Origin of the sequence: Clostridium sp. K13 (genome assembly GCF_019734195.1) — a bacterium.
In the GTDB taxonomy this organism is placed as follows: Bacteria; Bacillota; Clostridia; order Clostridiales; family Clostridiaceae; genus Clostridium.
In genome coordinates this window covers 39,456-54,746 of record NZ_JAASHM010000022.1, presented here as the reverse complement: position 1 = coordinate 54,746, position 15,291 = coordinate 39,456, and the positions used below count along the sequence as shown (strand labels likewise).

Below are 15,291 nucleotides of genomic sequence, written 5' to 3'. Positions count from 1 at the left end.
AATTAATATATTTTATATTATATTACATATTTGTATAAAATTAAAGACTGTTGACACTTTGTCAACAGTCTGAAAAAAAGTATTTTCTCATTAAGAGAAAATACTTTTTTACTTTTATTTTAATGCTTCATTGATTTTTTGAGCTGTTATTTCAGCTAATTTCTGCTGATGGCTATCTTTACTTACCTTTGTAGCCTCTGTTGGATTAGTTATAAATCCATTTTCTATTAATATAGAAGGCATTAAAGTATTTTTACAAACGTATAAGTTGCTATCCTTAGCTCCTCTATTATATAAACCTAACTCAGTTGAGGCTGTATTAGTTATAACTGTTGCTAATTCCTTACTTACCTTAACTTTTTCTTCAATATTTCTAGTTCTATATGATTTTCTTTCTAAAGTTAAATCTCTTCCATCTTCAGTTATTAAACTTCTTGCTATCATATTATCAGAAACTGGAGTTCCTGTACTATAATATACTTCAAATCCATTTGCTGAAGGACTAGTATATGAATTATGATGTATTGAAACAAATAAGTCAGCATCCATTTCATTTGCAACCTTAACTCTTTTCTTTAAGCTTTCAGTTGAGTCTTTATCTATTATTAGACCATCATATCTTGTCATATAAACTTCTATTCCCATGGCTTCTAATTGAGCCTTTAACTTAACAGCAATTTGTAAGTTTAAATTTCCTTCTACATATCTAATTCCATTATGAGTAGCTGATGCCCCTGGATCTACTGATTCAATTTCATGTCCTGGATCTACTACAACTAACTTAGCTTTTCTATAAACAAAATTTCTTTCTATAGTTTGAGTAGTTCCGTCATTTGCTGTTATTTTTACTTTTAACTTCTTATCTCCAGTAGCCATTCCACCTAAGTTAACAGTACCTTCAAATCCTGCATTATTTCCACTTGGATATCCTGGATACGCATTATTTACATCTGTTCTTGTAGTTCCATAGTTAACAGTACCTAAATCTTTTCCATCTATATATACTCTTACTTCTTTAACTCCACTTGATGCTAAAGCCCATCCTCTAAGCATTAAGCTTTCTGATGATACATGATTATTACTTGGATTATCTAACCAACTCTTTGATTCTAACTTCTCTACCTTTATTGTTCTTTCAATACTTTGAGATGTTCCATCATTTGCTGTTATTTTTACAATTACCTTTTTAGTTCCTGCTGATATATTTGATAGATTAACAGAACCTTCAAATCCAGCATTATTTCCACTTGGATATCCAGGATGTGCATTGTTTACATCTGTTCTTGTAGTTCCATAGTTAACAGTACCTAAATCTTTTCCATCTACATATACTCTTACTTCTTTAACTCCACTTGATGCTAATGCCCATCCACTTACTCTTAATGTTCCTGATGATATTGAATTATTATTTGGATTATCTAACCAGCTCTTTGATTCTAATCTCTCTACCTTTATTGTTCTTTCAATACTTTGAGATGTTCCATCATTTGCTGTTATCTTTACGATTACCCTTTTAGTTCCTGCTGATATATTTGATAGATTAACAGAACCTTCAAATCCTGCATTATTTCCACTTGGATATCCTGGATATGCATTGTTTACATCTGTTCTTGTAGTTCCATAGTTAACAGTACCTAAATCTTTTCCATCTACATATACTCTTACTTCTTTAACTCCACTTGATGCTAATGCCCATCCACTTACTTTTAATGTTCCTGATGATATTGAATTATTATTTGGATTATCTAACCAGCTCTTTGATTCTAATCTCTCTACCTTTATTGTTCTTTCAATACTTTGAGATGTTCCATCATTTGCTGTTATCTTTACGATTACCCTTTTAGTTCCTGCTGATATATTTGATAGATTAACAGAACCTTCAAATCCTGCATTATTTCCACTTGGATATCCTGGATATGCATTGTTTACATCTGTTCTTGTAGTTCCATAGTTAACAGTACCTAAGTCTTTTCCATCTACATATACTCTTACTTCTTTAACTCCACTTGATGCTAATGCCCATCCACTTACCCTTAAGGTTCCTGATGATATTGAATTATTATTTGGATTATCTAACCAACTCTTTGATTCTAACTTTTCTACCTTTATTGTTCTTTCAATTTTTTGAATTGATCCATCATTAGACGTTATTTGTACAACTACTTTCTTATTACCAGATGTTAAATTTGATATATCAATTGTTCCTTCAAATCCAGCATTGTTTCCACTTGGGTATCCTGGATATACCTTATTTACATCTGTTCTTGTAGTTCCATAATTAACATTTCCAAAATCTTTTCCATCTACAGATACTCTTACTTCTTTAACTCCAGATTGATCTAATGCCCATCCTTTAATAGTAAGTTTTCCGTTTGTTATAATTTTATTATTGCTTGGTTCCTCTAAATTGTTCAATTTAGGTAAATTAACATTTTGTTCTTTTATAACTATATTTCTTTTATAACTTTGAGTTTCACCATTTCTAGCAACAATAATTACTTCAACAGTTTTATCTCCTGTTCCAAGTCCGCTTATGTCTATAGTCTGATCAAAACCAGAAACATCTCCATTGAAATACCCTGGATATGTTGAATTAACATCTGGTCTACTAAGTCCTGTGCTTATAGTAGCAACTTGAGACTTATCAACTAAAACCTTAATCTCCTTAATTCCAAATGCATGTAGTGCCCATCCCTTAATTCTTAGTTTACCATTAGTAATAACCTCTGAATTAGAAGGTGATTCTAAATTACTTTTTGCCGGTAAATATTCAGAATTAGTTGCATCGCAATATAATCTAAATAGTTCTATTCCATAGTTTGGATCTGATGCCCAACTTCCAGTTAAACCTAGAACATCTTTTGCCTTACCTAAAATTCCACCAGTAGTTCCAAACCATCCTACATGTCTTGGATCATAAGTTTCATTTTCAGCTAAGGGTTCATCTTTCCAATTCTTAAGATAGCTTGTTTTAGGAAATCCATCCGCTGCTGCATATAATGCTAAATGATCTAAATGGGCTAATACTCCTTGCTCCCAATTATCAAATTTCTTATGAGCACCTGCATCATAATCATCTCCAGCCTCTGGATTTTTTAACCCACATGGATTATGATATGATTCATCTAATACTCCACCAAATTTTCCATAACCAGTTTCTTTTGCAGCTTGTACATACGCTACTACCCAGTTTACTCCGCCTCTTAACTCAGCATATTTTTTATATAACTTTGCTAAACCAACAAAAGTTTCAGTAGCATTCTTACTTCTTGCCCAAGCCTCAACACGCTCTAAAGAAGTGTCTACAGTTGAAATAATATTAACATTTCCAATTGCTCTACTGCTTGTCCCGCTATTTAATGCATAAACATTAAATGTAAATGAATTAAGCATAAATATTAAACATACTAATAGTAAAAATGATTTATTTTTTTTCATTTCATTCCCCCATTTTTATTCATAATATACTAATTTAATAGTAACATATTATAAATATCCTTGTAAACAGATGTCACATTTATTATTAAATGGATATTTAAAGTTATATTATGGATAAAAGTCTCATTATTTCTTATTAAATATCTCTTACTTGAAATAACTTGTACATTATTGTTATATCTTGCTTAATCATATATACTAATATAAGGAAAGAAAATATGTAAAAGGAGATTATCATGAGTATCTTTACACCTTTAATAATTATTTTTATATTATTATTAAATTATTATTTATATAAAAGAAATTCATATTCAAAAAGTTTCTTTTTGATATCTAGTGGTTTTTTAATAATTTACGCTTTATTTTCTATAATTATTTATTACAATAATTTATCCCATGGCTTCGAACATGGAATATTATTTGGAAATGTAGCTAATAATCACTTTTGTGATGAATATAAATATTACATAGATTCTGATATATTATTAAATCATTTAAAAAATGGAGATGTTAGTGCATGGTTACATAAAGAATTACCTATATATGAGTTTGTTGATCCAGAAGGGCATGCTAGTTATGGAAACTATAATATATTCGTAATATTCTTAAGCTTCCTTAAAGGTATAGGAATTAAGTCTACTTTAGACTTAATATTAATAAAACTATTTGTATACATACCAACAGCAATATTTTTATATAAAACATCTAAATTATATTTAAATGAAAAGCTTTCTTTAATAAGCGTAGGAATTTTCAGTATATTGCCAGGATACATATTATGTAATTCATTACTTATGAGGGATAATATAATAATTGGAATAACTATAATATTAATTTATTATATACTTTCTCAAAAAGTAAATTATAAATCAATTATTTTAATTCTACTTTTAGCAGTACTACTATTAGAGTTTAGATCTTATTCATTATTAGTTCTTATTGCATGCATTATTTTTACTTTTAAAAATAATAAACGTATTTTTAGCTTTAAGGATATAATTTACTTTATTGCAATAATTGCTACCATTTACTTTTTTGTAAACTTTAATTTTCAATTACAACATTCAAACACATTTTTCTCCTTCTTCCAAATTACACACTTACAAGATATCTTTACCGCTCAATTTGGAAATGGACCTAAAATGATACTTAATTTATTTGCTCAATTAGTGATACATGTTATATATGATCCACCACTATTTAATTTCTTAACAACAGGATTAGTATATTTAATTCTATATTCTTTAGGTAATATTTTAGGAGTAATCTTAAGTGTTGTTTCTTGTTTAGCATTTGTATACTTTACAATAAAAGTTAAAGATAAAAAAGCAATATTATTATTTAAGTTTACAGCTTATTATACAATACTAACTGGTTTAGTCGTGTTAGCTAAGGACTTATTTATTATAAATAGGATAGCTCTTATGTGGTTACCTTTATTTATAATAATATTACTTTATAGTTTAAACGCATTTATAAATAAACCATCAAAACATTAAATAAAAAAAATAAGCCTATATTGAAAGCATAATTACTTTCAATATAGGCTCTTTTCTAATCTTAATATGTTATTAAAAATAAAAGCTGGCATAAAGCCAGCTTTCTTAAAGCAATCAGAAATTACTTATACATTTCATTGTAGTAGTTCATGTATTCACCTGAAGTAACGTTTTTCATCCATTCTTGGTTATCTAAGTACCATTGAATAGTCTTCTTAATTCCAACTTCAAATGTAGTTTCAGGATACCATCCTAATTCTTCTTTAATCTTAGTTGGGTCGATTCCGTATCTTCTATCATGACCTTTTCTATCTTCAACATATTTAATTAAGTTTTCAGTAACTTCTTTATCTACATTTTCATTTAAGTAAGCAATTACCGTCTTAACTATTGTTATGTTAGTTCTTTCATTATGTCCACCAACGTTGTAAACTTCTCCATTTCTACCATTGTTTATAACCATATCGATAGCTTTAGCGTGGTCTTCAACAAATAACCAGTCTCTTATATTCATTCCATCACCGTAAACTGGTAAATCTTTATGATCTAAGCAGTTGTTGATTAGTAATGGTATTAACTTTTCTGGGAATTGGAATGGTCCGTAGTTATTTGAACATCTTGTTATGTTCATTGGCATTTTATATGTATCATGGTATGCCTTAACCATTAAATCTGATCCAGCTTTACTTGATGAGTATGGGCTATGAGGATCTAATGGAGTAGTTTCCATGAAGTATCCTGTTTCTCCTAATGAACCGTAAACTTCATCTGTTGAAACGTGTAAGAACTTAACTCCTTCTTTCCATGTTCCATCTTCATTTTCCCATGCAGCCTTTGCACAGTTTAAAAGATTTACTGTTCCCATAACATTTGTCTTAGCAAATACTTCTGGTTCTCTTATACTTCTATCAACATGAGATTCTGCTGCAAAGTGAGCAACGTAGTCTATTTCATATTTTTCGAATAAAGAATTAACTAATGCATTGTCACAGATATCTCCGTGTACAAATATATGTCTTGGATCATCTTGAATTGACTTTAAGTTTTCTAAGTTTCCTGCATAAGTTAACTTATCTAAGTTTATTATTCTTATATCCTCATATTTATTTAACATGTATAATACAAAGTTTGAGCCTATAAATCCAGCCCCACCAGTTACTAAATAAGTTTTCATAATTAAATTCTCCTTATATCTCCAAATTTTAAGTTTATCGATAATTACTAATTATTTTTCAACATTATCCATGAAAGTCTTTAAAGCATCCTTCCAATCTCTCATTTCATCACCAACAGTACATCTAAGCATCATATTATCAAGTGATGAATATGCTGGTCTGTCAGCTGAATTAGGATACATTGCTTTATATTCTGCTGAAGTACATGGATTTACCTTACAATCTCTTCCTGAAAGCTTCATTATTTCTGATGCAAAGTCATACCAACTGCATTCACCTTTTCCAGTACAGTGGTATACTCCATACTCTTCTGTTTCAATAAGTTTTAATATGTGATATGCTAAGTCATTAGCATGTGTAGGATTTCCAAGTTGGTCATTTACTACACTTAAAGTATCTCTATCTTTTCCTAGCTTCATCATTGTATAAACAAAGTTATGTCCTACATATCCATAAAGCCAAGCTGTTCTAACTATATAATACTTTGATGAGAATTCTCTTACAAATTCTTCACCTAAAAGCTTAGTTTTTCCATAAGAACTTACTGGTGCAACTATATCTGCTTCATTTAATGGTGTATCACCAACACCTCTAAATACATAATCAGTTGAAACTTGAACTATTTTAGCTCCTATTTCTTCACAAACCATAGCTAAATTTCTAGCACCTAAAGCATTAATTTTAAAAGCTAAATCCTTATTTGCTTCACATCCATCAACATTTGTTGCTGCTGCACAGTTTATAACTACATCTGGATTTACTTCCTTTAAAACAGTTTTAACTTGTTGTAAGTTAGTTATATCTAATTTATCTACATCTACAGCAAAAACTTCACTGTTTTTAATTTCTTCTGAAACTGCTCCTATTTCTGCTTTTCCTGTAGTTATTATTTTTTGAAGTTCATTTCCTAGTTGCCCATTTGAACCAGTTATTAAAATTTTCATTTAATTACCTCCTAGCCTTCGTACACAAAAGGTAAATCTAATTCTTTAAATTTCTTTTGCTTCTTATCCTTTTCAGATAATAAAACTTCTTCAATTCCATCTAATGGCCATTCTACAGCAACGTCTTCATCATTCCATAAAAGTCCGCCATCATGTTCTGGTGAATAGAAATCTGTACATTTATAGTTAAATGTTGCAGTTTCAGATAAAACTACAAATCCATGTGCAAAACCTTCTGGTACATAGAATTGTCTCTTATTTTCTGAACTTAAGTATACACCTTCCCATTGTCCATATGTAGGTGAACCCTTTCTTAAGTCAACAGCAACATCCCACACTTCTCCTTCTGTACATCTTACAAGTTTACCTTGTGTATGTTGAGTTTGGAAGTGTAATCCTCTTAAAACACCTTTTTTAGATCTTGATTCATTATCTTGTACGAAAGTCATAGTTAATCCAGCTTTATCAAAATGCTCTTTATTATAACTTTCCATAAAATATCCTCTAGCATCTCCAAATACCTTTGGCTCAACTATGTATAAGTCAGGTATTTTAGTTTCTATAAATTTAAAATTTCCTACTTCAACCATCTCTCTACTCCTCAATTATATCTATTAAATATTTTCCATATTCAGTCTTCATTAAAGGTCCAGCTAATTCTCTAACTTGCTCTTTTGAAATCCAGCCTTGTCTATAAGCAATTTCTTCTAAACAAGCAATAAATGTTCCTTGAGTAGTTTGTACCGCCTCAACAAAGTTAGACGCCTTTAACATTGATACATGAGTTCCTGTATCAAGCCAAGCCATACCTCTACCTAATAAATCAACTTTTAAAGTTCCTTCTTCCATATAAACCTTATTTAAATCAGTTATTTCTAATTCACCTCTTGGTGATGGTTTTAAAGATTTTGCTTTTTCAACTACTGAATTATCATAGAAATAAAGTCCTGGTACAGCATACTTTGATTTTGGTTTTTCTGGCTTTTCTTCTAAAGAAGTTACCTTTCCACTTTCATCAAATCCAACTACTCCAAAGGCTCTTGGATCTTGAACATAATATCCAAATACCATTGCTCCTTTTTCTAATTGTGCTGCTTCTTTTAAATGAGCACTAAAGCTTTGACCATAGAATATATTATCTCCTAATATCATAGCTACATTATCATCACCAATGAACTCTTCACCAATAATAAATGCTTCTGCTAATCCATTTGGTTGTTCTTGAATTGCATATTCAATGTTTAAACCATATTCAGATCCATCTTTAAATAACTCTTTAAAGTTAACTATATCTCTTGGTGTTGAGATTATAAGAATATCTCTTATACCTGCTAACATTAATACTGACATTGGATAATAAATCATTGGCTTATCATATATTGGAACCATTTGTTTTGACATTGCCTTTGTTACTGGATATAGTCTAGTTCCTGATCCACCTGCTAAAATAATACCTTTCATAACAAAATACCTCACTTTTTATTTTTTATAAAATTTCATCCCTATAAAACGTGCACCAAAATTAATTATTGCATCTGCAATAATTAATGGCTTTTTATCTTCTATACTTCTTTTTGCTATATATTTAAGAACAGTGAACCCACGTTCTCCTGCACTATACTCTTTTAAATATGGATTTTCTTCAAAGAATTTTCCTATGTCACCATATCTTTTTAATGTTTCTTTAAAGGATAAATCATGAGAATGAATTATCTTAGAGTCTGCTGCATATTCAATTCTATATCCATTCATAATAAGTTTGTATGCAAAATACATATCTTCATTTGTAGGTAAATTTTTATTGTCATATCCATTTAACTCTACAAATATCTTCTTAGAAATGGCACTTGATGCATCTGAAAAGAAGAAAGTCATAAGTCCCAACTTATCAATATCATCCTTACTTACTATTCTAGTTTCACTTGGATAATTTATTTCTCTTGTATATCTTTCAACCTTATGATTCTCATAACCTATTTGTCTACTAAAGGCAGCTTCACACTTACCATCAATTATATCTTTAGTTAAATAATATAACCAATATTCATCTGCTATTTTTATATCTTGAGTTATAAATACTAGTATATCACCTTCAGCCTCAAATGCCGCTTTTTCTCTAACTAAACTATGTGAAAATTCTTTTTTTGAAATCTTTTTATAATTACATTTTAATTTTTTTAATTTCTCTTCTGTATTATCACTTGATTCAGTTAAAATAAACTTTATTCCAGCAATGCAAACATCCTTTTGCTTTTGTATATTCAAATATAAATCTTCTATATAACCTTCAGCATTATAAAGAGGACATATTATGGATATTTTCATCTACTCTTCCTCCAATTTCAATGTGTTAAATTGCACCTTCACCTCTAATTACAGAGCCAAATGTTTTAAAAATTATTTTTAAATCTAGCCATAAGCTTCTATTATCTATATAATACATATCCATTTTTATTCTTTCCTCATATGTAGTATCACTTCTTCCATGAGCTTGCCAATATCCTGTAAGTCCTGGAACAACTGAAAATAACTTTGGCGCATATTCTGCATAAAGTGCAACTTCTTTTTCAACTATTGGTCTAGGTCCAACTATGCTCATTGTACCATTTAATATGTTTATTAATTGCGGCAATTCGTCTAAACTAGTTCTTCTTAAAAAATCCCCAACTTTAGTAACTCTAGGGTCATTTTCCAATTTAAAATTCTTATAAAACTCTTCTTTTTGCTCTTCCGTAAAGTTATCAAATATCTCCTGAGAATTTTGATACATAGTTCTAAACTTATAGACTTTTATGTCTTTGCCACCCATTCCTTTTCTAGTATGGCCAAATATTATTGGGCCTTTCGAATCTAACTTTACAGCTATTGCAACAATAAGAAAAATCGGACTCAATAGTATTAATCCAATTAGAGAACCAACTATATCCATTGCTCTTTTGAAAAATAAATAGAATCTTAATCCCATTTTCTCATCCCCTATATCATTAACTCTAAAATCAGTCATATTATCACACTCCATATGAATCTCCGTTAATACTCCCTATATTTATTATTATCAAAATCGATTATAATTACTATAATTAAAATTAATATTTAAATTTAATATAAGTATATTTTATCTAAACCCCCTTAAAATATATTTAATTTCTCAAAATCACTCTCTATATTATTCCATATAGGTTTATATTTTTCTACAATTTTCAAGTTTTTCGATTTTATTATACCTTAAATTTAGATTAATTTCTAATTATAGTCATACATAAAGTAAATCTTACTATTTAATAATATCAATGTCAATATAAAAGGTGCACTATACAGTGCACCTTAAGTAAATCTTAATAATTTATATATTAAATTTTAATTCTTTTAATCATATAATTGTATTAAATAAACTTCCATAACTAATACAAAGAATACTGATAAACCTGCAATATAAGGATTAGTAATTGATGATGCTAAAATCGACATAGTTCCTATAGTCCATCCTACTAGCATTTGCTCATCTCTTTCTCTTAATCCTTTCTTAAATAGAATTAACATTAGTTTAACAAAGTTATAAATTAAATATCCAAAGAATATTAATACTCCAATTATTCCAGTTTTAAATACTAATTCAACATAATATAGCTCAAAGCTACTACTATTAACACCTTGAAGCCCATTTTCCTTCATGTATTGAGGATATTCATAAATATGAGATCCAAATCCCCAACCTAAAACTGGCTTTTCTTTTATCTTATCAACTAAAAATCTAAGTTGAATAGCTCTAACCTTATTAGATTCATCATTTTCAAAATCCCCAATAGATTCTATTCTATCTTTTATACTTCCTGCTGAATCTGGTAAGTTTTGCTCAGGTGAAACAGCAACAATAGTTTTAGGAATTATTACAGCAACTAAAATTAAAGGAATTATAGAAATTAAAACATTCTTTATAGTTAATCTATACTTTTTAACTCTCCATAAATAATATGCAAATGATAATACTACAACTCCTACAGTTCCTAGCCAGAAACCTCTTGTATTTGAAACATATATTCCAATTAAAAGTATTGCTAATTTAACTATTCCGAATATATTTTTCTCTTTATTAAATAATTTAATAAACATAATCGCTACTGCAAGTTGCATGAAAATACCATTATATAAATATACTCTAGCATAGTTATTCGATAATACTAATCCACTTATTAATCCATATTGTAATTTAGTATTTAAATTATTGTATGCCACTATTATTTCTAAGTTATTAGGTAAATAAATTCTACTTACAACAAATAATATAATAGTAATTATTGAAACTATAGTTGCACAATTTACAAAGATATTTAATAGCTTATTAATGTTTTCACTTCTACCTTTTATATAAGCAATTAAAAGTAATATGTATAATATCCCTAAAAATGAGTTTACATCTGAAAATATATCCCCAAGACTATTTCCATTTATTAAGCCAATTACACTACCATATGCTATATAAATACATACTACAATAATTGGAATTAAAAATTTCTTTTCAACTCTTATTCTTTCTCTAAAAATCATATATACTGAAAAAACTATTCCTACAGCAAATAATCCTTTTCTAATTGGAAGTCCTAATATATGGCCAAGACCCCCTAATACGAATTCAATAAAAATTAAAGCTGTAACTATATTAAAAATATTTCTTATAGTGTCCTTCTTATTTTCCATCTTTTTTCTCCCACTCTACTATATTATTAATTAATTATTAAACTTACCAAAAATATTATTTCTATAATCCTTTATACCTTTTTTAATATATTTAAATTTCTCAATTTTATTATCTTCAAATAGAACAATTTTCAAATTTTCAGTAATGAATCTTCTCTTATCAGTTAATACCCATGACGGAAAATCTTCTTTATATTTATCCCAAATATAATGTCTATTTCTACTCATATAATATCTTCTTAAAGGACTATGATTGGTAGGAATCATTTTTAATCCTAAAACGCTCTTCTTAACACTTTCACCAAGATTATGTATTAATGTAGCATTATTAACTTGTATTATTTTAAATCCCTTTTTATTTAAAGATAAACAATAATCATGATCGACTAAATCAATAAATAATTTTTCATCATACATTCCAACATTTTTATATATTTCAGCTTTTGTTAATGCTCCCGAAGTAATTTCTGTTAACACTTCTATATAAGAATTTGAATCTTTTTCTTCATTAATATTAGAACCATTTTGATACTCTTTTTCCTCAACATGAACTGGCACAAGCATTGCCACTTTTTCTTTTAATTCATTATTAAGTCCCTCATAGCAAGTTAACATATTTTTAATCATATTATCTGTTATTATGCTATCATGGTCTAAAGTTAATATCCAATTATATCCCTTTTCAATTGAATATTTTATTCCTTTATTTAAAGCACTTGCAATTCCCTTATTATCTTCTAAGTATATAACAGTTACTTCCTTTTCTAATTCCTTTAGCATATTAATTGTTTCAGCTTTAGAACCATTATCAACTACTATAATTTCATCAACTTTACCCTTAAGCTTATTAATACGCTCCTTAAAATCATTTTCTACATTATATGTTATAATAACCGCTGCAACACTATTCAATGTTATCCCTCCATGTTACAAATCAAATAATTTATATATCTCTTCATCTGATATATTTATATTCTTTAAAATTTGTTTTCTCTTTGTTTCCATTAGAGCCTTTTTACTCTTTACTTCTTTAACATATTTTAAGCATTTCCAATCAAATGCCATAAAGAATACAAGATACTTCATTGCTCCTATATATATCTTGCTTTTATCCTTTTTAAATGCGTAACTTGTTTCATTTTTCATAATCATTAAATAGTGGTTTCTAAAGGAAATTCCCTTTAAGAATTCTGATTGACTTCTTCTGTTCTTTATTGTATTTATTACACCCTTACTGCTATTCATACCTCTTCCATGATATGCAATAGCATCATGAACATAATAACATTTAAATCCATAAAGATTTAATCTCCAACATATATCTATGTCTTCCTTATATGCAAAGAAGTCATTATCAAAGTATTCTCCACTAATCTTTATTTTTTCTAATACATCTCTCTTGAAAACTGCAGCAGCTCCGCAAACTCCAAAGACTCTTTTATCTTCTTCGTATTTACCTTCATCAACTTCATTTTGACCTATATCAATTCCTTGTCTATAATGATTGAAAGCTATTCCTACAGAATCAATTACATTTAATTTTTCATCTGTATCAAAATCATATTTTAGTAACTTACCAGTTACTGCCCCTATAGTAGGATCTTCTTTAAACTTCTTAATACAGTTTTCTATATAATTATCTCCAAATACTATATCTGGATTTGCTATTATTACATAGTCACCTTTAGCTAACTCGATCCCCTTATTAGCCCCACCAGCATATCCTGTATTTTTATTCCTACATAAGATAACATCATTTTTAAAGTTATCTTCAATTATCTTTACTGAATTATCAGTAGAATCATTATCTATAATTATTACTTCTATATTTTTATATTTTTGATTTAATAATGATTTTATACATTTATATAAGTATTTTTCTCCATTCCAATTAACTATTGCTACAGAAACTAATTCTTTCATATAACTCTACACTTTCTACAATTAATTATTTATTTTATAATTACTTTAATTTTTCTAATTAAACTTAACTATTATAAGTCCATTCTTAAATTGTACACTATTTGTGCTTGGCCACGAATCCATATCTTTTGCAAGTTCATAACCTTCGCTAGTTTGTTCTTGATTTGGTTCTATATAATTATATCCTAATGTATTCATGAACCCTATAGCTCTTAAACTATTTCCACCAAACTCAAACCAAGATCTTCCTATAAATTCTCCAACTACTTTATTAGGTATATTACTTGTATGACTACCAACTAAAACTACTGGATACTCTGGATATTCTCCTAATCCTAAGCTTTCAATTCTATCTGAAATTTGATTAGCAAGTTTAACATCATCTTCATATTTTAATTGTTCACTTGTAAATAATTTTACTACTGTATAACTTTGATTCATGGCAATACATAAAATAATAACTATAATTATAGATTTAACTCTTTTATCTTTAAATATCCATACTAAAATATATAAAATAAATGCAATTACAAATTGATAATTAAACTGCATTCTAGGAATTAATCCATTTCCTATGTACACAGCAAGTAAAAATGGTGATGCAATAAATACCCCTACAGCAGCTAAGAATAAAAATTTATCTTTATTTTTTGTAAACATATTAGCTATAGCATAAATAGCTAAAAATACTATACAAACTAAAAATACCTTACTATAAAATAATCCATCTCCAAATAATCCATATCTTATATATCTTAAAATATTTTTTATACTTTCAATAGCAGGCTCTGTCCCCCATTTAATCATGCCATCCACATACGCTGACGCACCATAAAAGCTTCTTACAATTTTATCTACTATAACGTAACCTACATATCCTAAAATAAAAGTACCTAAATATTTAAAAACAGATATTAAAAAATAATTTTTCTCTAATTTTATATTACCTTTTTTATTTGCAATATAAATTAAAATATAACATCCTAGAACTCCTGATATATATAAGAAAACAATTGCCTGATAAGTTCCAAATCCCCAAATCATACTTATTAATGAAATAATAAGATATATAGTATTTTTACTATTAATAGTCCACTTTGAAATAAAAAACACTGCAATTGAGCATAATATTATAGCAAAGGCTACCTCAAAACTTTGTAAGATAAAGTTAAATTGCTCTGTAAATAACGGTGCTGTAATAAATATTATTGGAAATACAGCTGTAATTATTGATTTTTTATTTTTCTCAAAGGAAAAATAGCTTATTACATAGCTCCAAGTTATTCCAAATATAATCATAGCAATAACCATCAGAAAACATGATATATATACATTAAAAGGATTAAGACCAAACAACTTTTTAGTAAATACTAGTCCAAATCTTCCAAATGATGCCCAAGTATCAAGTTGCCAATTATATTCATTTATTAATTTTTCAGTATCTATAGAAATACTATAATTAAATATTTTTATTCCATATGTCATTATAGTAAATATTACTATTAAAATTATACTTTTTGTATTTGCCTTACTAAACTGAAGAAAGTCTTTAATATCATTTTTCAGTTCTAAAGCATTACTTTTCATTTGATATTTGCTCATAAAAATCACACTACC

12 protein-coding genes are annotated in these 15,291 nt (G+C 28.0%); 1 reads left to right on the top strand and 11 read right to left on the bottom strand.

What is annotated here, in order from left to right:
• Positions 1–114: 114 nt before the first annotated feature.
• Positions 115–3,438, bottom strand: a complete 3,324-nt coding sequence (locus HCG76_RS12650; protein WP_221700627.1) for an N-acetylmuramoyl-L-alanine amidase — start codon at positions 3,436–3,438, stop codon at positions 115–117.
• A 236-nt stretch (positions 3,439–3,674) separates the two neighbouring features.
• Here HCG76_RS12650 and HCG76_RS12645 point away from each other — a divergent pair, with 236 nt between their 5' ends.
• Positions 3,675–4,937, top strand: a complete 1,263-nt coding sequence (locus HCG76_RS12645) for a hypothetical protein (protein ID WP_221700628.1) — start codon at positions 3,675–3,677, stop codon at positions 4,935–4,937.
• 121 nt (positions 4,938–5,058) lie between these two features.
• Here HCG76_RS12645 and rfbB read toward each other — a convergent pair whose 3' ends face one another.
• The 10 genes from rfbB to HCG76_RS12595 form a co-directional block, all read right to left on the bottom strand.
• Positions 5,059–6,111 carry a dTDP-glucose 4,6-dehydratase gene (gene rfbB / locus HCG76_RS12640; protein WP_204572110.1) on the bottom strand — a complete coding sequence of 351 codons (1,053 nt, stop codon included), beginning with the start codon at positions 6,109–6,111 and terminating at the stop codon, positions 5,059–5,061.
• Positions 6,112–6,162: 51 nt separating this feature from the next.
• Positions 6,163–7,056: a dTDP-4-dehydrorhamnose reductase gene (gene rfbD, locus HCG76_RS12635; RefSeq protein ID WP_221700629.1), complete on the bottom strand. Its 894-nt coding sequence runs from the start codon at positions 7,054–7,056 to the stop codon at positions 6,163–6,165.
• An 11-nt stretch (positions 7,057–7,067) separates the two neighbouring features.
• Positions 7,068–7,646: a dTDP-4-dehydrorhamnose 3,5-epimerase gene (gene rfbC / locus HCG76_RS12630; protein WP_204572112.1), complete on the bottom strand. Its 579-nt coding sequence runs from the start codon at positions 7,644–7,646 to the stop codon at positions 7,068–7,070.
• Between the two features lie 4 nt (positions 7,647–7,650).
• Positions 7,651–8,517, bottom strand: a complete 867-nt coding sequence (gene rfbA, locus HCG76_RS12625; RefSeq protein WP_221700630.1) for a glucose-1-phosphate thymidylyltransferase RfbA — start codon at positions 8,515–8,517, stop codon at positions 7,651–7,653.
• 18 nt (positions 8,518–8,535) lie between these two features.
• Positions 8,536–9,381, bottom strand: coding sequence for a glycosyltransferase (locus HCG76_RS12620; RefSeq protein WP_221700631.1), 846 nt, complete (start codon positions 9,379–9,381; stop codon positions 8,536–8,538).
• A gap of 25 nt (positions 9,382–9,406) precedes the next feature.
• Complete coding sequence (locus HCG76_RS12615; RefSeq protein WP_260458127.1) at positions 9,407–10,021, bottom strand: sugar transferase; 615 nt, start codon at positions 10,019–10,021, stop codon at positions 9,407–9,409.
• Between the two features lie 401 nt (positions 10,022–10,422).
• The gene (locus HCG76_RS12610; protein ID WP_221700632.1) at positions 10,423–11,751 is read right to left on the bottom strand and encodes an O-antigen ligase family protein; all 1,329 of its coding nucleotides are present in this window, start codon (positions 11,749–11,751) and stop codon (positions 10,423–10,425) included.
• 30 nt (positions 11,752–11,781) lie between these two features.
• Entirely contained in the window at positions 11,782–12,663 is an 882-nt protein-coding gene (locus HCG76_RS12605; RefSeq protein ID WP_204572120.1) for a glycosyltransferase family 2 protein, read from the bottom strand.
• Between the two features lie 15 nt (positions 12,664–12,678).
• Entirely contained in the window at positions 12,679–13,674 is a 996-nt protein-coding gene (locus HCG76_RS12600; RefSeq protein WP_221700633.1) for a glycosyltransferase family 2 protein, read from the bottom strand.
• Between the two features lie 54 nt (positions 13,675–13,728).
• On the bottom strand, positions 13,729–15,276 hold the full coding sequence (locus HCG76_RS12595; protein WP_221700634.1) for a glucosyltransferase domain-containing protein: 1,548 nt from the start codon (positions 15,274–15,276) through the stop codon (positions 13,729–13,731).
• Positions 15,277–15,291 lie beyond the last annotated feature (15 nt).